Source organism: Mesorhizobium sp. M1252 (genome assembly GCF_040318265.1).
Taxonomy (GTDB): domain Bacteria; phylum Pseudomonadota; class Alphaproteobacteria; order Rhizobiales; family Rhizobiaceae; genus Mesorhizobium.
This window is the reverse complement of record NZ_JAMYLX010000001.1, coordinates 1-21,409: the sequence shown is the minus strand read 5'-3', so window position 1 is coordinate 21,409 and position 21,409 is coordinate 1. Positions and strand designations below refer to the sequence as shown.

The 21,409-nt window shown below is 64.4% G+C and carries 19 protein-coding genes; 9 read left to right on the top strand and 10 right to left on the bottom strand.

Annotation, left to right across the window (positions count from 1 at the left end):
- Window positions 1-4 precede the first annotated feature (4 nt).
- Window positions 5-1,447 (top strand): MFS transporter, encoded by a 1,443-nt coding sequence (locus NKH22_RS00095; RefSeq protein ID WP_023690998.1) that lies wholly within the window; start codon window positions 5-7, stop codon window positions 1,445-1,447.
- Window positions 1,448-1,465: 18 nt separating this feature from the next.
- Here NKH22_RS00095 and NKH22_RS00090 read toward each other — a convergent pair whose 3' ends face one another.
- Entirely contained in the window at window positions 1,466-2,170 is a 705-nt protein-coding gene (locus NKH22_RS00090) for a nitroreductase (RefSeq protein WP_023690997.1), read from the bottom strand.
- Window positions 2,171-2,452: 282 nt separating this feature from the next.
- Between NKH22_RS00090 and NKH22_RS00085 the strand changes: the two genes are divergently transcribed.
- The 5 genes from NKH22_RS00085 to NKH22_RS00065 are packed head-to-tail and all read left to right on the top strand — an operon-like array spanning window position 2,453 to window position 9,986.
- Window positions 2,453-2,995, top strand: a complete 543-nt coding sequence (locus NKH22_RS00085) for a helix-turn-helix domain-containing protein (RefSeq protein WP_023690995.1) — start codon at window positions 2,453-2,455, stop codon at window positions 2,993-2,995.
- 16 nt (window positions 2,996-3,011) lie between these two features.
- Entirely contained in the window at window positions 3,012-5,465 is a 2,454-nt protein-coding gene (locus tag NKH22_RS00080; protein WP_023690994.1) for a GcvT family protein, read from the top strand.
- Window positions 5,462-6,361, top strand: coding sequence for a homocysteine S-methyltransferase family protein (locus NKH22_RS00075; RefSeq protein ID WP_352908638.1), 900 nt, complete (start codon window positions 5,462-5,464; stop codon window positions 6,359-6,361). The genes NKH22_RS00080 and NKH22_RS00075 overlap by 4 nt, the downstream gene beginning before the upstream one ends.
- Entirely contained in the window at window positions 6,361-7,542 is a 1,182-nt protein-coding gene (locus NKH22_RS00070) for a pyridoxal phosphate-dependent aminotransferase (protein WP_352908637.1), read from the top strand. The genes NKH22_RS00075 and NKH22_RS00070 overlap by 1 nt, the downstream gene beginning before the upstream one ends.
- The gene (locus NKH22_RS00065; protein ID WP_352908635.1) at window positions 7,539-9,986 is read left to right on the top strand and encodes a GcvT family protein; all 2,448 of its coding nucleotides are present in this window, start codon (window positions 7,539-7,541) and stop codon (window positions 9,984-9,986) included. Before NKH22_RS00070 ends, NKH22_RS00065 begins: the two co-directional genes overlap by 4 nt.
- Before the next feature lie 170 nt (window positions 9,987-10,156).
- On the opposite strand, the gene NKH22_RS00060 is transcribed toward NKH22_RS00065, so the two are convergent.
- The 7 genes from NKH22_RS00060 to NKH22_RS00030 all read right to left on the bottom strand — a co-directional run bounded on the left by NKH22_RS00060 (window position 10,157) and on the right by NKH22_RS00030 (window position 17,178).
- Window positions 10,157-10,738, bottom strand: coding sequence for an NAD(P)H-dependent oxidoreductase (locus NKH22_RS00060; protein WP_023818027.1), 582 nt, complete (start codon window positions 10,736-10,738; stop codon window positions 10,157-10,159).
- A complete protein-coding gene (locus NKH22_RS00055; protein WP_023833852.1) occupies window positions 10,738-11,319 on the bottom strand; it encodes an NAD(P)H-dependent oxidoreductase in 582 nt (193 codons plus the stop codon). The genes NKH22_RS00060 and NKH22_RS00055 overlap by 1 nt, the downstream gene beginning before the upstream one ends.
- 286 nt (window positions 11,320-11,605) lie before the next feature.
- A complete protein-coding gene (locus tag NKH22_RS00050) occupies window positions 11,606-13,009 on the bottom strand; it encodes an FAD-binding oxidoreductase (RefSeq protein WP_352908968.1) in 1,404 nt (467 codons plus the stop codon).
- Window positions 13,009-14,310, bottom strand: a complete 1,302-nt coding sequence (locus NKH22_RS00045) for a cytosine deaminase (protein WP_352543077.1) — start codon at window positions 14,308-14,310, stop codon at window positions 13,009-13,011. The genes NKH22_RS00050 and NKH22_RS00045 overlap by 1 nt, the downstream gene beginning before the upstream one ends.
- 198 nt (window positions 14,311-14,508) lie before the next feature.
- Entirely contained in the window at window positions 14,509-15,360 is an 852-nt protein-coding gene (locus NKH22_RS00040) for an ABC transporter permease (RefSeq protein ID WP_023670772.1), read from the bottom strand.
- A complete protein-coding gene (locus tag NKH22_RS00035; RefSeq protein ID WP_352908633.1) occupies window positions 15,347-16,171 on the bottom strand; it encodes an ABC transporter ATP-binding protein in 825 nt (274 codons plus the stop codon). Before NKH22_RS00035 ends, NKH22_RS00040 begins: the two co-directional genes overlap by 14 nt.
- A 2-nt stretch (window positions 16,172-16,173) precedes the next feature.
- The gene (locus NKH22_RS00030; protein ID WP_023670774.1) at window positions 16,174-17,178 is read right to left on the bottom strand and encodes an ABC transporter substrate-binding protein; all 1,005 of its coding nucleotides are present in this window, start codon (window positions 17,176-17,178) and stop codon (window positions 16,174-16,176) included.
- A 255-nt stretch (window positions 17,179-17,433) separates the two neighbouring features.
- Between NKH22_RS00030 and NKH22_RS00025 the strand changes: the two genes are divergently transcribed.
- Together NKH22_RS00025 and NKH22_RS00020 are read left to right on the top strand one after the other, a co-directional pair.
- Entirely contained in the window at window positions 17,434-17,817 is a 384-nt protein-coding gene (locus NKH22_RS00025; RefSeq protein ID WP_023670775.1) for a RidA family protein, read from the top strand.
- Window positions 17,818-17,870: 53 nt separating this feature from the next.
- Window positions 17,871-18,674 (top strand): creatininase family protein, encoded by an 804-nt coding sequence (locus tag NKH22_RS00020; RefSeq protein ID WP_023706114.1) that lies wholly within the window; start codon window positions 17,871-17,873, stop codon window positions 18,672-18,674.
- 9 nt (window positions 18,675-18,683) lie between these two features.
- On the opposite strand, the gene NKH22_RS00015 is transcribed toward NKH22_RS00020, so the two are convergent.
- Both NKH22_RS00015 and cobD read right to left on the bottom strand, forming a co-directional pair.
- The gene (locus NKH22_RS00015) at window positions 18,684-19,193 is read right to left on the bottom strand and encodes a tyrosine phosphatase family protein (protein ID WP_023706115.1); all 510 of its coding nucleotides are present in this window, start codon (window positions 19,191-19,193) and stop codon (window positions 18,684-18,686) included.
- Window positions 19,190-20,245 (bottom strand): threonine-phosphate decarboxylase CobD, encoded by a 1,056-nt coding sequence (gene cobD, locus NKH22_RS00010; RefSeq protein WP_023707848.1) that lies wholly within the window; start codon window positions 20,243-20,245, stop codon window positions 19,190-19,192. Before cobD ends, NKH22_RS00015 begins: the two co-directional genes overlap by 4 nt.
- Between cobD and cbiB the strand changes: the two genes are divergently transcribed.
- Window positions 20,244-21,221, top strand: a complete 978-nt coding sequence (gene cbiB / locus NKH22_RS00005) for an adenosylcobinamide-phosphate synthase CbiB (protein ID WP_023706117.1) — start codon at window positions 20,244-20,246, stop codon at window positions 21,219-21,221. The two genes, cobD and cbiB, sit on opposite strands and share 2 nt — an antisense overlap.
- Window positions 21,222-21,409: the final 188 nt, after the last annotated feature.

Genomic DNA, 21,409 nt, shown 5'->3' with positions numbered 1-21,409 from the left:
CCCCATGACCGCAGAACTATCCGCCGGCGCCACGGATCGCGCCGATGTGTCGGCCAGAGCCTTGCTCCTGCTGCCGCCGACGGTCGCCTGCGGTGTGTTCATGACGAGCCTCGACCAGAATGTCGTGGTCACCGCCCTGCCCGGCATCAGCGACAGCCTCGGCCGGCCGCCGAGCCAGCTCGGCCTGTTGATCACCGTCTATGTCGCCAGCCTGATCATCTCGATGCCGCTCGGCGGCTGGGCCGCCGACCGCTTCGGCCTGCGCAATGTCTACTGCTTCGCCTTGCTGGTGTTCGCCGCGTCATCGGCGCTGTGCGGCCTGTCCAACGACATCTGGACGCTGGTCGGCGCCCGCGCGCTGCAAGGCTTCGGCGGCGCCTTGATGGGGACGCTCGGCCAGGTCGTCATCCTGTCGACCTTCCCGCGCAGCCGCACGCTGAAGATCAACATGTATATTTCGCTGGCCGGCCAGTCCGGACCGCTGGTCGGCCCGCTGGTCGGCGGCGCGCTGACGACCTACATTTCCTGGCGCTGGATCTTCTTCATCAACGTGCCGTTCGCGCTGGCCGCGGCCGTTCTTGCCGCGTCGCTGTTTCCGGCCGTTACCAAACCGGTGCGCACGCCGTTCGATTTCCCGGGCTTCCTGCTGGTCGGCAGCGGCATGGTCCTGCTGGTCTTCGGCATGGATTCGCTTGCGGCCAAAGACGCCGCCGGCAGCATGATCGCGGCCGAGCTGGCGCTGGCGATCGTCATACTGACGCTTGCCTCCTTCTACTGCCTGCGCGCCCGCAACCCCTTGCTTGACCTGAAACTCCTGCGCATCCGCACCTTTCGCATCTCATTCCTCACCGGTGGTGGGCTGGACACGATCGGCCTGAGCTCGGTCGTTTTCCTTTTGCCGCTGATGTTCCAGCTCGGCTTCGGCATGAGCGCGGTGCAGGCGGGATCGCTGACTTTCGTCGCCGCAATCGGCTCGCTGATCATGCGTGTCTTCATGCCGCGCCTGCTCAACCGTTTCGGCTTTCGCCGCGTGCTGGTCGTCAACACGCCGATCGTTGCTGCCATGGTAGCGGGCTTCGCCTTGATTGAGGCGACAACGCCGGTCTGGATCGTGCTAGCCTATATCTTTGCCTTCGGCGTTCTGCGCTCGGCGCAGTGGGCTTCGACCGGCAATCTCGCCTATTCCGACATCGCGCCCGACCAGCTCGCCCGCTTCAGCGCGCTCTACTACATACTGTGGCAGTTGGGGGTGGCGATCAGCGTCGGCCTGGCGGCGGCGCTGTTGTCGTTCCTGGCTGGCGGCAGGCCGGCGGTGACCAACGATTTCCGCATCCTGTTCGTGGTCGAGGGCGTCATCACTTTGTGCGCGCTGATCGCCTATCTCAGACTGACACCGCAGGACGGCGCCCATGTCAGCGGCCATGGCGCGCAGATGAACGTGGAATAAGGCCCCGGTAGCCGAGGCCTAGCCGCTGAACGTCACCCACTCTTCCAGCGGCACGCGGTCGGTGCGGAAGTCGTTTTCGGGCTTGGAGGTGTCCTCGAGGCCTAGCGCCAGGCCGCAGACGACGATCTCCTCGTCGGGGATGTTGAGCACCGGCCGGATCTGCCGGTGATAGGGCGCGAAGGCGGCCTGCGGGCAGGTGTGCAGGCCCCTGCCTCGCGCCGCCACCATGATGTTCTGCAGGAACATTCCGTAGTCGATCCACGAGCCCTGGTTCAGCCGCCGGTCGATGGTGAAGATCATGCCGACCGGCGCGTCGAAGAAGACGAAGTTGCGGTCGTGCTGGGCGCGCATCTTGTCGACCTCGCGGCGGCCGATGCCGAGTGCCCCATAGAGCCCGAAACCGTTGGCGCGGCGGCGGGTGAGATACGGCTCGAAGAACTGGGTGGGGTAATAGCGATACTCGTCCCAATCGGCCTTTTCGGCGCGGATACCGGAATTCAGGATGGCATCGGTGATCTGCTGCTTGACCTCGCCCTTGACGACATAGACCCGCCAGGGCTGCATATTGGTGCCCGAAGGCGCGCGCGCGGCGACGCCGAGAATGGCTCGGATCGTCTCGTCATCGACCATGTCGGGCAGGAAGGCGCGCACTGAACGGCGCGAGATGATCGCCTCGTCGACAACAGCCGCGTTATGCGCTGCCAGGCCGTTTTTTTCCAGCATGGGCCGTCCCTTTGCGCACACTTCGAAAGCCGAACCGGCTATCGGAGAAGACCTTGCGCAGATTTCAATCCTTGGTCGCCGACCCGCATTCCCACACCCGCCGCTCGTGCCAGAGCCTTTGCATGAACCGCCAAAATGGCGCAAGCAAATCTTGTGTGCCCATGAAAATTCGCTTGATTTTTTCACGGACATGAGCTCCCATGAAATTCATTTCCAGATTTTCATCAAGTGAGCGTTTTGCCCCCAGCTATTCCCAAAACATTGCAGGGACCTGACGAGCGCCTGCTGGCGAGCGACATCCGTGCGCTACGCAAGGCGCGTGGGCTGACGCTGGCTGAGATCGCGCTGAAGCTTGGCCGCTCTGTCGGCTGGGTCAGCCAGGTCGAGCGCGGCCTGTCTATCCCTTCACTTGGCGACCTCAGGGCCTTCGCCGATTTGTTCGGCGTGCCGCTCAGCCTGTTCTTCAGCCACGACGTGCCTATCGAGAAGGAGCGCGGCGTCATCGTGCGCGCCGGCAGCCGGCGCACGCTTGGCACAAGCGAATCCGGCCTGGTGGAGGAGCTTCTGTCGCCCGATCTCGGCGGTAGTTTCGAGATGGTGCGTTCGATCTTCGCGCCGGGCGCCGAGATGAAGAGCGAGCAGCTGCGGCCGACCGAGGAAGCCGGCTACATCGCCTCTGGCATTTTCGAGATCGAGATAGCCGGCGTCTGGCACCGGCTCGGCGAAGGCGATTCCTTCCGCTTCGAGCGCAAGCCGTACCGCTGGCGCAATCCCGGCACCGAGCCGGCCGTGATCATCTGGGTGGTTTCGCCGCCTGTCTACTGAACGAGGGGTTTCTAATATGGCCGGTTTGCCGACCACGGCACGCGTGGTGATCATCGGAGGCGGTGTCGTCGGCACCTCCTCGCTCTATCACCTTTGCAAGGCCGGCTGGACCGACTGCGTGCTTTTGGAAAAGAACGAGCTGACCTCGGGCTCGACCTGGCATGCCGCCGGCAACGTGCCGACCTTCTCGTCGTCCTGGTCGCTGATGAACATGCAGCGCTATTCGACCGAGCTTTATCGCGGTCTCGCCGACGCGGTCGACTATCCCATGAACTACCACGTTACTGGCTCGCTCCGCCTCGCCCACACCAAGGAGCGCATGCAGGAGTTCCAGCGCGCCAAGGGCATGGGCCGCTACCAGGGCATGGACATCGCCATTGTCGGCCCTGATGAGGTCAAGCGCCGCTATCCCTTCATCGAGACGCATGACCTCAAAGGTGCGCTCTACGATCCAAACGACGGCGACATCGACCCCGCGCAGCTGACGCAGGCACTGGCCAAGGGTGCGCGCGACATGGGCGCCAGGATCGTCCGCTTCTGTCCGGTGTCAGGTGTGCGCCGCGAGAACGACGAATGGGTTGTCGAGACGCCGCAAGGCGAGATCCGTTGCGAAATCGTCGTCAACGCCGCCGGCTACCGAGCCGCGGAAGTCGGCAAAATGTTGGGCCGCGACGTCCCGATGATGGTGATGAGCCATCAGTACATCTTGTTCGAGGAAATCCCCGAACTGGTGGCGTGGTCGAAGGAGCAGGGCAAGAAGCTGCCGCTGCTGCGCGACGTCGACACCTCCTACTATCTGCGCCAGGAAAAGAACGGCATGAATCTCGGTCCCTATGAGCGCAATTGCCGCGCGCATTGGGCAACCCACAACGACCCGATGCCGGAGGACTTTTCCTTCCAGCTCTTCCCCGACGATCTCGACCGTCTCGAGCACTACCTTGCCGATGCCGTAGCCCGCGTGCCGATTCTCGGCACTGCCGGCCTGTCCAAGGTGATCAACGGGCCGATCCCTTACGCGCCGGACGGCAATCCGCTGATCGGTCCGATGCCCGGCGTTCCCAACGCGTTCGAGGCCTGTGTCTTCACCTTCGGCATCGCCCAGGGCGGCGGCGCCGGCAAGGTGCTGGCCGAATGGGTTACGCAGGGCCAGACCGAATGGGACATGTGGTCTTGCGATCCGCGCCGTTTCACCAGCTTTGCGGCCGCCCCCGACTATAGCGTCGCCAAGGGCATGGAGATCTACGGCAACGAATACGCCATCCAGTTCCCGCGCCATGCCTGGCCGGCCGGGCGCGACCGCAAGCTGTCGCCGATCCACGATCGCATCAAGGCGCTCGGCGCCCAGTTCGACGCCTATAATGGCTGGGAGCGTGCCACCTGGTATGCGCAACCCGGTGACGACACGTCGGAAGAAGCAACACTCACCTTCCGCCGCGACGGGCCGTGGCAGCACCGCGTGCGCGAAGAATGCCTGGCGGTGCGCGACGCCGCCGGCATTCTGGACCTGCCCGGCTTCTCGCGCTTCAACCTCGAAGGTCCTGGCGCAGCCGAATGGCTGGCGCTGCAGGTCACCGGCCTGGTGCCCAAGCCGGGCCGCATCGGCCTCGCCTATTTCGCCGACGACAAGGGCCGCATCGTCACCGAGATGTCGGTGGTGCGCCATGGCGAAGAGCAGATGACGCTGATCACCGCGGCGGTAGCGCAGTGGCACGATTTCGAATGGCTGAAGTCGCGCCTGCCGAAGGACGCAGCTTTCACCCTCACCGACAGGACCGAAGACTATTCGACGCAAATCCTCGCCGGCCCCAATTCGCGCAAGATCCTGGCCGAGGTCTGTGGCGCGGATCTCTCGCTGCCCTGGCTGACGCATCAGGAAACCACCATCGCCGGCCGCTGGGCGAAGCTGGTGCGGGTATCCTTCGCCGGCGAACTCGGCTGGGAAATCCACGCCAAGGTGGGAGACACCGCCGCCATCTTCGACGCCGTCTGGACGGCGGGACAAAAACACGGTCTGAAACCGTTCGGCATGTATGCGCTGGATTCGCTGCGCCTCGAAAAGGGCTACCGGACCTGGAAGGGCGACCTGTCGACCGACTATACGGTCCTGCAGGGCGGGCTCGAGCGCTTCGTAAAATGGGACAAGCCCGACTTCCGCGGCAAGGCAGCCCTGCAGAACGAAAAGCAGCAAGGCGTAAAGAAGCGCTTCGTCACGCTGGTGGTCGAAAACCCCGGCGATTGCGACGCGCCGTCGGTGTCGACGCTCTGGCATGACGGCAAGATCGTCGGCGAGACGACGTCCGGCGGCTGGGGGCATCGCATCGACAAATCGATCGCGCTCGGCATACTGCGCGCCGACCTGGCTGAACCCGATACCGCGATCGAGATCGAAATCTTCGGCGATCGCTTTCGGGCGGTCGTGCAGAAAGACGAGCCGCTGTGGGATCCGAAAAACGAAAGATTGAGAGCATGAAGAAAGTCATTCTCACCGATGGCGGCATGGGCCAGGAACTGGTCCGCCGCAGCAGCTCCGAGCCGACGCCGCTCTGGTCGGCCAGGGTGCTGATCGACGAGCCGGATCTGGTGCGTGGCCTGCATGCCGAATTCATCCGGGCCGGCGCTCGCGTCATCACCATCAACACCTATTCGGCGACGCCGGAGCGGCTCGCGCGGGAAGGAGCAGAAGACCTCTTCAGGCCCTTGCAGAAGCGCGGCATCGAATTGGCAAGACAGGCACGCGAGGAGGCAGGCGATGCAGCGATCGCCGGCTGCCTGTCACCGCTGTTCGGCAGCTATGCGCCGGCGCTGACCATATCGTTCGAGGAGACGCTGGACATCTATCGCCGCATCGTCGCCGAGCAGACCGACGGCGTCGACCTGTTCCTGTGCGAGACCATGGCCTCAGCCGACGAAGGCCGTGCGGCCGTTACCGCTGCGTCGGAAAGCGGCAAACCTGTCTGGGTGTCTTGGACGCTCGCCGATCACGGCGCGCCGCGGCTGCGCAGCGGCGAAACAATAGCGGCAGCGGCGGACGCCCTCGACGGGCTGACGGTTGCAGCGCGCCTGGTGAATTGCTGCCGGCCAGAAGCGATCGCCGCGGCACTGCCCGAATTGATTGCTCTCGGCGGCCCGGTCGGCGCCTATGCCAATGGCTTCACCTCTGTCGAAGCGCTCAAGCATGGCGGAACGGTGGAAGTGCTGCACGCACGCCACGACCTTGATCCGGATGCCTATGCCGACCAGGCGCTCGGCTGGGTCGCCGCTGGCGCCACCATCGTCGGCGGCTGCTGCGAAGTCGGCCCTGCCCACACCGCCGCCTTGCGCGACCGGCTCGAACAGGCCGGCCACGAAATCTCGGGAGTATCCTGATGCCCAGACCATCATCGCGCATTTCCGGCATCGTGCCTTCGGGCAAGGATGGCTGGGAGGTCCACACCGAGGCATGGGCCCGCAAGGAGGCGGGCCAGGACATCATCATGCTGGCGGTCGGCGACCATGATTTCGATACGCCGAGCCAGACCATCGAAGCCTGCGTGACGGCGGTTCGCGGCAGCAACCACCACTACACCCCGCTTCCCGGCGTTCCGCGCCTGCGCAGGGCGATGGCGGCGGCCTCGACCGCCTGCACCGGGGTCGAGACGGCACCTGACCAAGTCATCGCCACGCCGGGCGGCCAGGCTGCCCTTTACGCGGCCGTGCAGGCCGTTCTCGACCAGGGCGACCACGCTATCGTGGTGGCGCCCTACTACGCGACTTATCCCAACACGTTCAGCGCCGCCGGCGCCAGCTTCACCGTCGTCGAGACGCCGGCCGAGGACGGTTTCCAGCCGCACGCCGAGATGATCCGCGCGGCGCTCAAGCCCAACACGCGCGCCATTTTGATCAACACGCCGAACAACCCGACCGGCGCCGTCTATTCGCGTGAGCGTCTGGAAGAGCTGGCCGAGATCTGCCGCGAGCACGATCTCTGGCTGCTGTCGGACGAGGTCTACTGGACGCTCGGCGGCGGCGAGCACATCTCGCCGCGCGGCCTGCCCGGCATGGCGGAGCGCACGCTGGTCATCAATTCGATGTCCAAGAGCCATGGCATGACCGGCTGGCGCATGGGCTGGCTGACCGGCCCGACGCAGATGATCACGCTGTTGACCAATCTCAATCTGGTGACGACCTACGGCCTGCCGGCCTTCATCTCGATCGCCTGCGCCGAGGCGCTGGAGAACCGCTTTGGCGTCAGGGAGATCGCCGAACGCTATGCGGCGCGCCGCACCGTCCTGCTCGACGCCGTGCGCGGCATGAACAATATCAGCGTGCACGGCTCCGAGGGCGGCATGTATGTCATGCTCGACATCTCCGCCGTCGAGCCCGACGACGAGAAATTCGCCTGGGCCTTTCTCGACCAGGAGAGTGTCGGCGTCATGCCGGGTTCCAGCTTCGGCAAGGCCGCTGCCGGCCACATCCGCATCAGCCTCTGCCAACCGGAGCCGGTGCTTCAGGAAGCCGCAAAACGCCTGCGCCGCTTCGCATCCGGCTATCGCCGCGAGGCCGCATGACCAGAAGCATTCCCACCAAGGCCCGCGCGGTTATTATCGGCGGCGGTGTCTCCGGCTGTTCGGTCGCCTACCACCTGGCCAAGCTCGGCTGGACCGACATCGTGCTGCTGGAACGCAAGCAGCTGACCTCGGGAACGACCTGGCACGCCGCCGGCCTGATCGGCCAGCTGCGCGGCTCGCAGAACATGACGCGGCTGGCCAAATATTCGGCCGACCTCTACGTCAAGCTGGAAGCCGAAACGGAAGTCGGCACCGGCATGCGCCAGGTCGGCTCGATCACCGTGGCGCTGACTGAGGAGCGCAAGCACGAGATTTATCGGCAGGCCTCGCTCGCCCGCGCCTTCGATGTCGATGTGCGCGAGATTTCGCCTGGTGAAGTCAAGGAGATGTACCCGCATCTCAACGTGTCCGATGTGGTCGGCGCCGTGCATCTGCCGCTCGACGGCCAGTGCGATCCGGCCAACATCGCCATGGCGCTGGCCAAGGGCGCCCGCCAGCGCGGCGCCACAGTCGTCGAGAATGTGAAGGTCACCAAGGTCCACACCAAGGCCGGTCGCGTCACCGGCGTGTCGTGGGCGCAAGGCGACGACCAGGGCACGATCGAGGCCGACATCGTCGTCAACTGCGCCGGCATGTGGGCGCGCGAACTCGGCGCCCAGAACGGCGTCACCATCCCGCTGCATGCCTGCGAGCATTTTTATCTCGTCACCGAGCCGATCCCCGGCCTTGGCCGGCTGCCGGTGCTGCGCGTGCCGGATGAGTGCGCCTACTACAAGGAAGACGCCGGCAAGATGATGCTCGGCGCCTTCGAGCCGGTGGCCAAGCCCTGGGGCATGGACGGCATAAGCGAGGATTTCTGCTTCGACCAGTTGCCGGAGGACATGGAGCATTTCGAGCCGATCCTCGAAATGGGCGTCAATCGCATGCCGATGCTGGCAACCGCCGGCATTCACACCTTCTTCAACGGCCCCGAAAGCTTTACCCCCGACGACCGCTACTATCTCGGCGAAGCGCCGGAGCTGTCGGGCTACTGGATGGCGACCGGCTACAATTCCATCGGCATCGTCTCGTCCGGCGGCGCCGGCATGGCGCTGGCGCAGTGGATCAATGACGGCGAAGCGCCCTTCGACCTCTGGGAAGTCGACATCCGCCGCGCCCAGCCATTCCAGAAGAACCGTAGGTATCTCAAGGAGCGTGTCTCCGAAACACTCGGCCTGCTCTATGCGGATCACTTCCCCTACCGGCAGATGGCAACGTCCAGAAATGTCAGGCGCTCGCCCCTGCACGAACACCTGAAGGCGCGCGGCGCCGTGTTCGGCGAAGTCGCCGGCTGGGAGCGCGCCAACTGGTTTGCGCGAGAGGGGCAGGAGCGCGAATACCGCTATTCCTGGAAGCGGCAGAACTGGTTCGACAACCAGCGCGAGGAGCACCTGGCGGTCCGCAACAAGGTCGGCCTGTTCGACATGACCTCGTTCGGCAAGATCCGTGTCGAAGGCCGCGACGCCTGTGCCTTCCTGCAAAGGCTGTGCGCCAACGATATGGACGTGGCGCCGGGCAAGATCGTCTACACCCAGATGCTCAACCAGCGCGGCGGTATCGAAAGCGACCTCACGGTGTCGCGGCTATCTGAGACCGCCTACTTCCTCGTCGTGCCGGGCGCGACGCTGCAACGCGACCTCGCCTGGCTGCGCCGGCATGTCGGGGATGAATTCGTAGTCATCACCGATGTCACGGCAGCTGAGGCCGTGCTCTGCCTGATGGGTCCGGATGCGCGAAAGCTGATCCAGAAAGTCAGCCCCAACGATTTCTCCAACGACAACAATCCATTCGGCACCTTCCAGGAGATCGAGATCGGCATGGGCCTCGCCCGTGCCCACCGCGTCACCTATGTCGGCGAACTCGGCTGGGAACTTTATGTCTCGACCGACCAGGCGGCTCATGTCTTCGAGGCGATCGACGAGGCCGGCGGCGATGTCGGCCTGAAACTTTGCGGCCTGCACACGCTGGATTCCTGTCGCCTCGAAAAGGCGTTTCGGCATTTCGGCCACGACATCACCGACGAGGACAATGTGCTGGAGGCCGGCCTCGGCTTTGCGGTCAAAACCGCCAAGGGCGAGTTCATCGGCCGCGATGCGGTGCTGAAGAGAAAAGAAGCCGGCCTGTCGCGCCGGCTGGTGCAGTTCCGTTTGAAAGACCCTGAACCCCTGCTCTTCCACAACGAGGCGATCCTGCGCGACGGCAAGATCGTCGGCCCGATCACATCGGGGAATTACGGCCACCATCTCGGCGGCGCGATCGGACTGGGCTATGTGCCCTGCCAGGGCGAGAGCGAGGCGGATGTGCTGGCCTCGTCCTACGAGATCGAGATCGCCGGCGAGCGTTTTGCGGCGGAAGCATCGCTGAAGCCGATGTACGATCCCAAGGCGGAACGGACGAGGATGTAGCACCTTTTTACCCTCCCCCTTGTCGGGAGGGTCGGCTCGCAGTCGGAGCGAAGCGGCGATTGCGAGCCGGGGTGGGGGTGCGCCCTACGAGACCCCCCACCCCGCTTCGCAAATGCCGCCTTGCGGCATTTGCTGCGCGACCCTCCCCACAAGGGCGAGGGTGAAGAAGCTCAAAACCGCTCCAGCTTCGCCCGCACCTTCACCAGAAACGCCGCCCTCGTCCTTGGCGTCGAGGCGTCCATCAGGTAGTGCGCCAGGAAAAACGTCCGGCAGCGGCGGGCGCACAGCGCGCGCATACCGCGCAGCAAGGTCTTGCGGCCGGGCTGGCCGACGACGACGCTCCACCAGGTCGGCGCGCCGCAGGTGGTGATGACGCCGACCCTGGTGACATGTGTCATCAGCGACGTGATGCGCCCCTTGCCCAGCTTGAAGGCGACACCGGTCGCCCAGACCCGGTCGAGCCAGCCCTTCAGCATGGCCGGCAGCCCGTACCACCAGGTCGGATAGATGAACAGGATCGCCTCAGCCCAGGCGAGATGCTCGAAATGCGGTTTTAGGGCCGGATCCTCCGGCGCCCGCTCATTGTAGGCGCGCCGCTCCTCGCTACCCATCACCGGGTCGAATTTTTCGGCATAGAGGTCGAGCAGCCGTACCTCCCAACCCCGCGCCTTCAGCACGTCGACGGCGGTATCTCTGATCGCGGCGCAAAAACTTTCGGGCACCGGATGGCAATAGACCACCAGCACGCGCATCAGAATTCATCCATCCCGGCCGCGACCTTGGCGATGAAGGCTGCCCGCGTCTCGTCGGTCGACAGGTTCATCGAATAATGAGCGAGGTAGGACACCGAGGCGCCGGGCCTGATCGTCGCGCGCAGCATCCGCTTGACCAATCTGCGTGGCGGATCGCCCATCAGCATGGCGCGGAAGCGGCTGCCGCCATAGGTGGTGACGGCGGTCAGCTTGCGGATGTTGTGGAGCGACGGCTGCGCCTTGCCGTCGGCCAATTTGAACGACACGCCGGGCAGAAACACGCGATCGAAATAACCCTTCAGGATGGCCGGAAAACCGTAGTTCCAGACGGGATATGACAGCACCAGCGCCTCAGCCCGCAGCAAACGCTCGACATGGGGCGCGGCCGGGTCCGCAGGGCTGCGTTGGTTATGATAATCCAGCCTCTCCCCGCGCGTCAGCCTGGGGTCGAAATCCTCGGCATAGAGATCGCAATCGTCGACCTCATGGCCGGCGGTCGTCAGCCGCTCGACGATCGTGCGGTGCAGGCTGGCATTGAAGCTGGTCTCCACCGGGTGTGCGTAAAGGACGAGGACTTTCATGGGAAGGCATTGCCGGGGTCGGCGCGAGGCACCCCCCTCTGCCCTGCCGGGCATCTCCCCCTCAAGGGGGGAGATCGGACTGCCGCATCGCTTTCACTAATTGTCAGCGTGTCAGATTGGCTGCGGCGTTCAGGCTGCCAATCTCCCCCCTTGCGGGGGGTGAGAAGTGGTCGGCGAAGCCGATGGGAAGCCAATTGCTTGGCTTTCCAAACGACGAACGCCCGAAGCGGCAGCGTAGGGCCTGTGCCGGCAGGACAGAGGGGGGTGCTCAAGCTCAAACCTCTGCTCATTCTGCTTTCTGCAAACCCTTGAACAAAAAAGTCCGGCCCGAGCGATAGTCGTAATCCGGATTTTCCCAGGCGATCATCTTGCCGGGATTGAGCAGGCCTTGCGGATCGGTCTCGCGCTTGAAGGCGAGCTGGATTTCATCCGTCTGCTTCATGCCGCCCTCTTCCAGCGTGTAGCGGTGCGGGTTGAAGATCGGGCAGCCATTCTCCTCATGCAGCCGGATGATTTCGTTGAGCCGCGCCTCGGTGGTGAATTTCACCAGCGGCAGGCCGAAGCAGGTGATGTTGCCGTCGAGGCGCACGAATTCGAGATGCGAAAAGACCTCGTTCGGAAACATCGCGTCCATCTTCTCCACCAGCGCCAGCTGGTTGGGAAACGGATAGAGCGATTGCAGATAGGTGATCGCGGGATCGACCCGCAGTGCCCTGAGCGTGGTGTGGTTCCACGCCAGTTCGAAGCCCGGCGGCAGGCCCTTTTTCTCTTCGTCCGTTGCCGTCGCCGCATTGAGGATGACTTCGCCGCCGGCGCGGCGGGTGAAGGCGAGGAACGCGTCTAGCCCATGCCGGGCAACCATGACGACGCAGATGCTTTGCCCGTCCCGGAAGAACTTCTGGTGGCGCTTGAAATAGAGCTGCGGCACGGGCGCGGCGATCGGCGTGATCAGCTTGGTCAGGATGCCGTCCTGGCGTGCCAGCGCATTGCCGTAGCGGGCTGCCGGCATGAAAGCGTCGAAGCCGACGATCACGTCGATCCATTCATAGGCTGCAGTCAGCGGCATCTCGACCTCGGTGATGATGCCGTTGGTGCCATAGGCGTGGGTGACCTTGTGCAGGTCCTCGCCGGTGAGTTCGAGCGCCTTCGGCTCCGCCTCCATAGTGACGACGCGCAGGCGCAGCACATTGCCGAAATCACGCAGACCGCCGAAATTGATCGAGCCAACGCCGCCCGAGCCGCCGGCGATGAAGCCGCCGATCGAGGCGGTGTTGTAGGTCGACGGCGACAGCCGCAGTTCCTGCCCGGAATGCGCGCGCGTCGCTCTGTCGATGTCGGCGAGGATCGCGCCCGGCCCGGTGACGACGCGGCCCGGCGCTATGGCCTTGATCTCGTTCATCTCGGCAAGGTTCAAAACCACGCCGCCCGACAGCGGCATCGCCTGGCCGTAATTACCGGTGCCGCTGCCGCGCGGCGTCACCGGAACGCCATGACGGTGGCAAGCGGCAAGCACGCGGATCAGTTCGGCCTCGTTCCTGGGCGTCACGATCAGGTCGCCGGTGACGTGGTCGAGCTGCTGCTTCAGCACCGGGCTGTACCAGTAGAAGTCGCGGCTCTTCTGCTGGACGATGGCCGGATTGTCGTCGAGCTTTATCCCGTCGAGATCGCGTTTGAGCGCCGAAACATCCATCATTCCACCATCAGTCCGTCGAGCTCGGCGTAATCGGGCAATTGTCTGTCGATCGCTCGTCCCGCGCGCACGACGATGCGATCCGATTCGGGCCGCGAGAGCAATTCCGTCCAGCTCCGCCCTTTGAAGACGATGAAATCGGCGCTGCCACCGGCTGCCAGTGTCCCGACACCGTCGAGCCGCATCACCTTGGCCGGCGTCGCCGCCACCGTCTGCGGCCAGTCGCCGACCGGATGGTCGAAATGCAGGATGCGCGTCGCCATGCGGTAGACCTCCAGCATGTCGAGATCGCCATAGGCATAGAAAGGATCGCGGGTGTTGTCGGAGGCGACCGCGACCGCAATGCCCCTCGCCTTCATCTCGTGCAGCAAGGTCACGCCGCGCCAGCGTGGCGTGGTCTGGTCGGCGCGCCGGTCCTGCAGATAGAGATTGCACATCGGCAGCGACACCACGGCAAGTTTGGCCTTGGCGACCTTGTCCAGCGTGTCGAGCACGTCGAGGTCCGGCTGGCGCGCCAGCGAGCAGCAATGTCCCACCAGGATGTTGCCCTCAAAACCGTTCCAGAGTGCGGCCTCGGCAATCTTCTTCAGCGAGATCGCCGCGATATCGTCGGTCTCGTCGGCGTGGAAATCGAGATCGAGCCCGTGCTTGTTCGCCTCGGCGAACACCTTGTCGAGAAGCTCTTCGAGATCCGGCACCATATAGGTGACGACGCCGAGCACGCCCTTGGCCGCAGCCACACGCTTGGCCAGCCTCTCGAACCACTTTCTGTCGCGCACGCCTTCGATGCCGAGCAGGCAGGCTGCCTGCAATTCGATGCGGCCGCGCCATTTCTCCCGCATCGCCTCGAACACCGGCCAGGAGATTTCCTCCTGTGGCGGCACGCTGTCGAGATGAGTGCGCAAGGCCTTGGTGCCGTGCGCGTAGGCCGAGCGCAAAGAGAAATCCATGCGCCGCGCCACGTCCTCGGCGCTCCAGCGCGCTGCACGGTCGGCGCTGGTGGCATTGAGCGCGCCCATGAAACTGCCGTCGGGATTGGGTTTGCGCGGCCAGATCTGGCCCTTGTCGATATGGGTGTGGCAGTCGACGAAGCACGGCAGGATGATGCGGCCGGCAAGGTCGATGGCGGTGGCTGGCGCTTTTGATTTCTTGTGCGCGGCGATGCTGGAGAGCTTACCGTCGGCGACGGCGATGTCGGCCAGCGCGAAACCGTCGGTGTCGTAAGTGGGGGCAAGACCTGATGTCAGCGACCGGTGAAGGCGGACGTTGGTGAGATGGTACGAGCCAGAGGTCGGTATCAAGGACCGCCCCCCTCTGCCCTGCCGGGCATCTCCCCCTCAAGGGGGGAGATTGGCAGCTTTTCCGACAGCACCCGTCTTCCAACGTCGATAATTGGCGAAATCCCGGATGACGTCCAATCTCCCCCCTTGAGGGGGAGATGGCCGGCAGGCCAGAGGGGGGTGTTTCGCGCCAGCATCTCAATCACGTCACCCAACCCCCTACCGCTCCTGCTTCAGCGCGCTCTCGTGCCAGCGGCGCAGGATGAGATGCGACACCAGCGACAGCACCAGGAAGATCAATATGCCGGTGAGCGAGATCAGGATCAGCGCCGCGAACAGCCTTGGCGCGTTGAGGCGGTAGCCGGCCTCGATGATGCGCGACGCCAGCCCCGACGACTGCCCCTGCGCGCCGGCGACGAACTCGGCCACCACGGCGCCGATCAGCGACAGGCCGCCGGCTATCTTCAAGCCTCCTAGAAAATACGGCATGGCCGCCGGCAGTCTGAGATAGCGCAATTGCTGCCAGCGCGTCGCGCCGTTGAGCTTGAACATGTCGCGCAGATTGCGGTCGACCGAATTGAGGCCGAGCGTGGTGTTGGACAGGATCGGGAAGAACGCAACGATCCAGGCGCAAAGCAAAAGCTTCACCGTCTGGTTGTCCACATAGATGTTGATGAGCGGGAAGACCGCCACGATCGGCGTTACCTGCAGCACGATGGCGAAGGGAAAGAACGACATCTCCACCCATTTCGATTGCGCAAACAGCACCGCCAGTCCGACGCCGCCGACGACCGCGAGCAGCAGGCTGAGAAAGGTTATGCGCAACGTGACCAGCAGCGCGGAGAACAGGAGCCCGGCATCGCTATAGAGCGTCCACAGCACCACGCCGGGGCGCGGCAGAATATATTGCGGGATCGCGTTCCACACGCAAATGCGGTCCCACAGCCAGATCGCCAGGATCATGATCGCCAAAGGCAAGACCCACCGGCCGATCCGCTCCAGCCGCTCCTGGCGTACGCGGCCGGCCTCTTCCGCGTCGAGCGTTGCGGCATTCTGATCAATGGCCGTCATGGTGCGGTCCGGCTGATGTGTTGATGGCGTTGACCAGGATGTCCGAGGCCTGGCGGCAGAGCGCGGCATAGTCGGGCGAGGTGCGAAACACCTCGTCGCGTGGATAGGCGGCATCGATTGCCAACTCGGCATGGACGCGGCCCGGCCGCGCCGCTATGACGACGACGCGGTTGGACAGGAACACGCTTTCGAAGACGCTGTGGGTGACGAAGACGACGGTGAAGCGCTCGTCCTGCCACAGCTCCAGAAGATCGTTGTTGAGCTTGAAGCGGGTGATCTCGTCGAGTGCGGCGAACGGCTCGTCCATCAACAGAATGCGCGGCTTCGTCACCATGGCGCGTGCGATCGAGACGCGCATCTTCATCCCGCCGGAAAGCTCGCGCGGCACGGCGTTTTCGAAACCGGTCAGGTGCACCCGCTCCAGCATCTCCGTCACCGCCGGCGCCGCCTTGGCGCGCGACGCGCCTTTCAGCCTGAGCGGCAGCCAGACATTGTCGAAGACATTGGCCCAGGGCAGCAGCGTCGGTTCCTGGAAGACGAAGCCGATATTGGCGCGGTCGATCGAACCGCCCCAGTCGAGTTGACCGGATGTCGGCGTCGACAGGCCCGCGATCAGCCTCAACGCCGTCGACTTGCCGCAGCCGGACGGCCCGAGCAGGCTGACAAAATCGCCCTCGCGGATGGCGAGATCGACGTCGCTCAATGCAGTCACGCCATTGGAAAACACCTTGCCGACATGGCGCAGCGTCAGCAGCATCGGGCCTTCACCCGATGCCGTCATGGGCGCCTGCGCCATCTTTTCCAGCTTCACGATTACTTCTTCAGCTCGATTCCGACACCTTTGTTGATGAAGGCCAGCGTATAGGCCTTCTTGATATCGATGCCCTCGGGCGTGACCTTGGCCTTGACCATCTTATCATAAAAGCTCTTGATCCGGTCTTCGTTCATGGCGCCGATGCCGAGCTTTTCGGTGTCGCCGGAATCGGCCAGGCCGAACTTCTTCATCTGCTCGATCGAGAAGGCAATCTGCTCGTCGCTCATGTCGGGATTGTCTTTCTTGATCATCTCGTTGGCGGCCTTGTTGTCGCCGTAGAGGTAGTTGTACCAGCCCTTGGCCGAGCCATCGACGAAGCACTGGACCACCTCCGGCCGCTTGTCGATCGTGTCCTGCATCACCTCGATCGTCGTCGAATAGGTGTCCCAGCCATAGTCGGCGAGCAGGAACTGGTTGGGCACGAAGCCGCCTTCCTTCTTGACCGCAAAAGGTTCCGAGGTGACGTAACCCTGCTGGATCGACTTCTTGTTGGCCAGGAATGGAGCGGTGTTGTAGGTGTAGGGCACGCGCTTGGCGGCATCGAAACCGAGTTCGATGACCATCCACTGGAAGAAGGTCTGGACGCCCTCGTCGCCGAGAATGTACTGGTCGGCGTTCTTCAAATCCTCCCACTTGTCCAGCCCCTGCCCCGGGTGGGACATGATGACTTGAGGGTCCTTCTGGAAATCGGCGGCGACGACGCGCATCGGGATGCCCTGCTGGACGGCGTCGAAAGCCGACAGCAGATTGCCGCCCATGTAGAAATCGAGCTTGCCGGCCAGCAGCAGCGGCCGCCCGCTGACCTGCGGACCTCCCTGCGAAATCGTCACGTCGAGGCCACATGCAGCGTAGGTGCCGTCGGCGACGGCCTGGTAGTAGCCGCCATGCTCGGGCTCGGCCAGCCAGTTGGTGCCGAAGGTGACCTTCTCGTTTGCTGCCGCGCCGAACGTGCCGGCTCCAAGCAGCGCGACCGCAAGCGCTGAAATCTTCTGTTTTCCGTACATCGACACCACCCTTTGTTGGCTCCGGAGCGTCACGCGCCGGGCTCGACACCATTGATCCAAGAAGCAAGACACATGCCACCGCCCGGGCCGCCTGCTTGCGCGGCAGTCACTGCCAACACCGGACGGGTCATGCTGTGCGGGAGGCATCGTGCCTATTTTTTGGACGCCTGTCCACAATCGCCCTTGTGCCATGCACCACATCTTGAACGTACTATCGGTCACGTCTTAGGCTGGTCTCGCAGACAGGAGATTGCCATGTTCAGATACCTCGCGCCGAAGTCGATCAAGCCGCCTTTCGCCCGCTACAGCCACGGCGTCGAGGTGCCGCCAGGCAAGCGGCTGGTTCTGTGCTCCGGCCAGGTCGCGATCACGGCGGACGACCAGATCCCCGAGGATGCCGGCGCGCAGGCCGAGCTCTGCTTTCAAAACATAGCGGCGATTCTGGCTGAAGCCGGGCTGGGGCTAGGCGACATCGTGCGCATAAACGCCTACGTCACCGACCGCGCCTTTCTGCGGCCCTATATGGACGTCCGCGACCGCTTGTTTGCCAGCCCCGCGCCCGCCTCGACGCTGATGATCGTGTCAGGCTTTGCGCGGCCGGAGTTCAAGGTCGAGGTCGAGGCGATTGCGGCTGGGTGATCGACAGGCGACGTTTGGCGCGCTAGGTCTCCCTCACAGTCAAGAGGCATGACATGACCGTTGCAAACAGACGCGTTTGGTGGGGCGACTACCGGACCACCGAATACGCCGCGATCGATCCGGAGGCGACGATTGCCGTGCTGCCGGTGGCGGCGATCGAGCAGCACGGCCCGCATCTGCCTGTATCAACCGATACCTCGATCATGAACGGCATGCTGGAGACGGTCATCGCCCGCCTGCCCGGCGATCTCGACATCCGCATCCTGCCGGTCCAAACGGTCGGCAAGTCGAACGAGCATCTGCAGGCGCCGGGCACGCTCACCCTGCCGGCGGCCACCCTGGTCGATGCCTGGACCGAGCTTGGCCTGTCCGTTGCCCGCGCAGGCGTAAGGAAACTGATCGTCGTCAACTCGCATGGCGGCAATGAAGAGATCATGGGCATCGTCACGCGCGAGCTGCGCGTGCGTGAGAGGATGCTGGCGGTGAAGACCAGCTGGCAGCGCTTCGGCCGCCCCGCCGGCATGTACACCGAGCTGGAAGACCGCCATGGCATCCATGGCGGCGACGTCGAGACCTCGTTGATGCTGCATTTTCGCCCGGAGTTAGTCGACATGGCCAAGGCCGACAATTTCGCCTCCAAGGTCGCCCGCGCCGAAACCGAATTTGCGCTGCTGCGCCACACCGGAACGCACGCTTTCGCCTGGATCGCTGGGGATCTCAACCCCAACGGCGTGGTCGGCGATGCCAGCATTGCCACGGCCGAGAAAGGCCGACTGACGGCGGAGCATCAGGCCAACGGCTTCATCACCCTGTTGAAGGATGTGCGCAAGGCGAAGCTTGCCGACTGGCTGGCATAGCGGGCCGCCTTAGCCGTCGATCTTCAACACGAAAGGCGTACCCTCAAAAGCATCGGCGCCGCGTCCGATCGCCTCGATCGCTTCGATCATGCGGCCTTGTCGTGAGAGCAGAGCATCCGCGACGGCGATCAACCGTGGATTGGGTGTCGCCGAGGGCGAAAGCTTCCGCAATGTCTGCGCAAGTTCGACTTCGTCGCGCTTCGGGGCGAGCGCCGCCGCAATGATATAGGCCGAGGCGGTCGAGCGGCTGATGCCGGCATAGCAATGGACGACCATGGGTTTGGCGCGGTCCCATTTCCGGGCGAAATCGAGCAGATTGCGCACATGGTCTTCGCCGGGCATGGTCATGCCGTCCTGCGCCACCGCGATGTCGTGCATGACCAGATGCAGGTGGTTTTCCCTCGCGATTGAGGCCGGCCGCGTCACCTCGGTGCCGGCAGCGAGCAGCGACAGCACGCGCTCGGCGCCGCTTTTGGCCACCGTCTCCTCAAGCTTTGCCAGCGAACAGATATGGATCATGGCGCGATCTCCTTCGACCCATCGTCGCGCCGTGCGTGCCAGTCGGCAAGCGCCGATTCGAGCCGCTGCCATTCCTCCTGACTTCCAGGCAGCCCCGCGCGGAGCACCTGGGGACGCTCGGAAAAATGCCTGAGCAATATGCCGCGCTCACCGAGCGTCGAAAACAGCCCCGGTGCATCGGCAAGCCGGAGATAGCGAAACAGCGTCGTGCCGCCGGCGACAGCAACGCCAAAGCGCGAAAGCAGTGCATCGAGCCGCGCCGCATCCTGCGCCAGCCGCCGCCGCATGCCGGCCTGCCAGCCGCTGTCGGCAAGCGCGCGGATGCCGTATTCGAGCGCTGGGCCGGCGACCGCCCAAGGGCCGAATTGCGTTTCAAGCCTTTCGACCGTCACCGCATCGGAAAGTGCGAAGCCGAGCCGCAGGCCGGCGAGACCGAAGAACTTGCCAAACGAGCGCAGCACGACGATGCCGCCCCGCCCGACATCGCCGGCCAGGCTTTCCGCGTGCGGGCCGACATCCATGAAGGCTTCGTCGACGACCAGCAGACCGCCTATGGCGCGCAATGTCTCGGCAAGCCGAAGCAGCCTCTCCCGCGACACGACGCGCCCGTCGGGATTGTTGGGATTGACGACGATGGCAATTTCGGCTCCCGCAAGCGCCTCGAAATCGTCGACCTCCGCCACCGCATGGCCGGCAATCGCGGCGGCCCTGGCATGCTCGGCATAGGTCGGCCCGAGCACCAGCGCCTTGCCGGGGCTGACCAGCGAGGCGACGCGCGGCAGCAGGATCTGCGTGCCCGGGGCGACCGCCACATTCTCGGCCGAAGGCGCGCCATAGGCGCCGGCCGCGACCCTGGCCAGCTCACACAGGCGCGCGGCCTCCGGCAATCGTGACAGGGCGGTGGCGGGCAGCTCGAAAAGCGGGTAGGAGTGCGGATTGATACCTGTCGAGAGATCGACGAAAGGTTGTGGCGCGTGAGGGAAGAGCGCCCTCGCCCGGCCAAGGGATCCACCGTGATCCACCACAGTAATCGCTCCATCAGAAAGCTTCATGTCGATCCTGATCGCTTTCCTGTCGCTGGCCATCGAACGCATCCTGGGTTACCCGGACTGGCTGTTCCGTGCCGTCGGCCATCCCGTCACCTGGTTCGGCAGGCTGATAGCCTTTCTCGACCTCAGGCTCAACCGCGACACTGATTCCGACGCGCTGCGTCGCCGCCGCAGCGTGCAGGCGCTGCTGGTGATCGTGCTGGTGCCGGCGGCAATCGCCTTCATCGTGCAAATCCTGCTCTGGCAGCTCTTTCCTGCCGGCATGATCATCACGGCAATCCTGGCCTCGTCGCTGCTGTCGCAAAAGAGCCTTACCGAACATGTCGAGGCGGTGGCCGATTCGCTGGATACCGGCGGGCTGGCGCTCGGCCGCATTGCGGTTGCGCGCATCGTCGGTCGCGATCCAGAGAAGCTCGACCATGCCGGCGTCAGCCGCGCCGCCATCGAAAGCCTGGCCGAGAATTTCTCCGACGGCATCGTTGCGCCCGCCTTCTGGACAGGTGTCTGCGGTCTGGCCGGCGGCGTGGCCTACAAGGCCGCCAACACCGCCGATTCGATGATCGGCCACCGCACCCCGCACCACGAGGCCTTCGGCCGCGCGGCAGCACTCTTCGACGACTGGATCAACCTGCCGGCGTCCCGGCTGACCGCGTTGCTGATCGTTGCCGCCGCCTTTCTCGTTGACGGCGCCGATCCCCGCAACGCCTGGCAAGCAGTGCGGCGCGACGCCAAAAAGCACCGCTCGCCCAATGCCGGCTGGCCGGAAGCGGCAATGGCCGGCGCACTCGGCCTGGCGCTCGCCGGCCCGCGCAGCTATGGCGGCGTCATCATCGAGGACGCCTATATGGGCGAAGGCGGTAGGCGCGCGGCGGAAAGCCAGGACATCAGGCAGGCGCTGAAATTGTACCAGGTGGCGGACTATCTGCTGATTGGGCTGTTCGGGTTGCTGTCGGCGGTGCTTATCGCGGTGACGTTCTGAGAGCTTACCGTCGCCTTCCTTTACCCTCCCCCTTGTGGGGAGGGTCGGCGCGAAGCGCCGGGGTGGGGGACTGCGTACTACGAGAACCCCCCCCCCCCCTACCAGAGGGGGGCAACCCCCCCCCCCCCGAGGGGGGGGAAAAGCGGGGGGGGTATAAAAAAAAACCGGACCCACAACCAAAGCCCAAG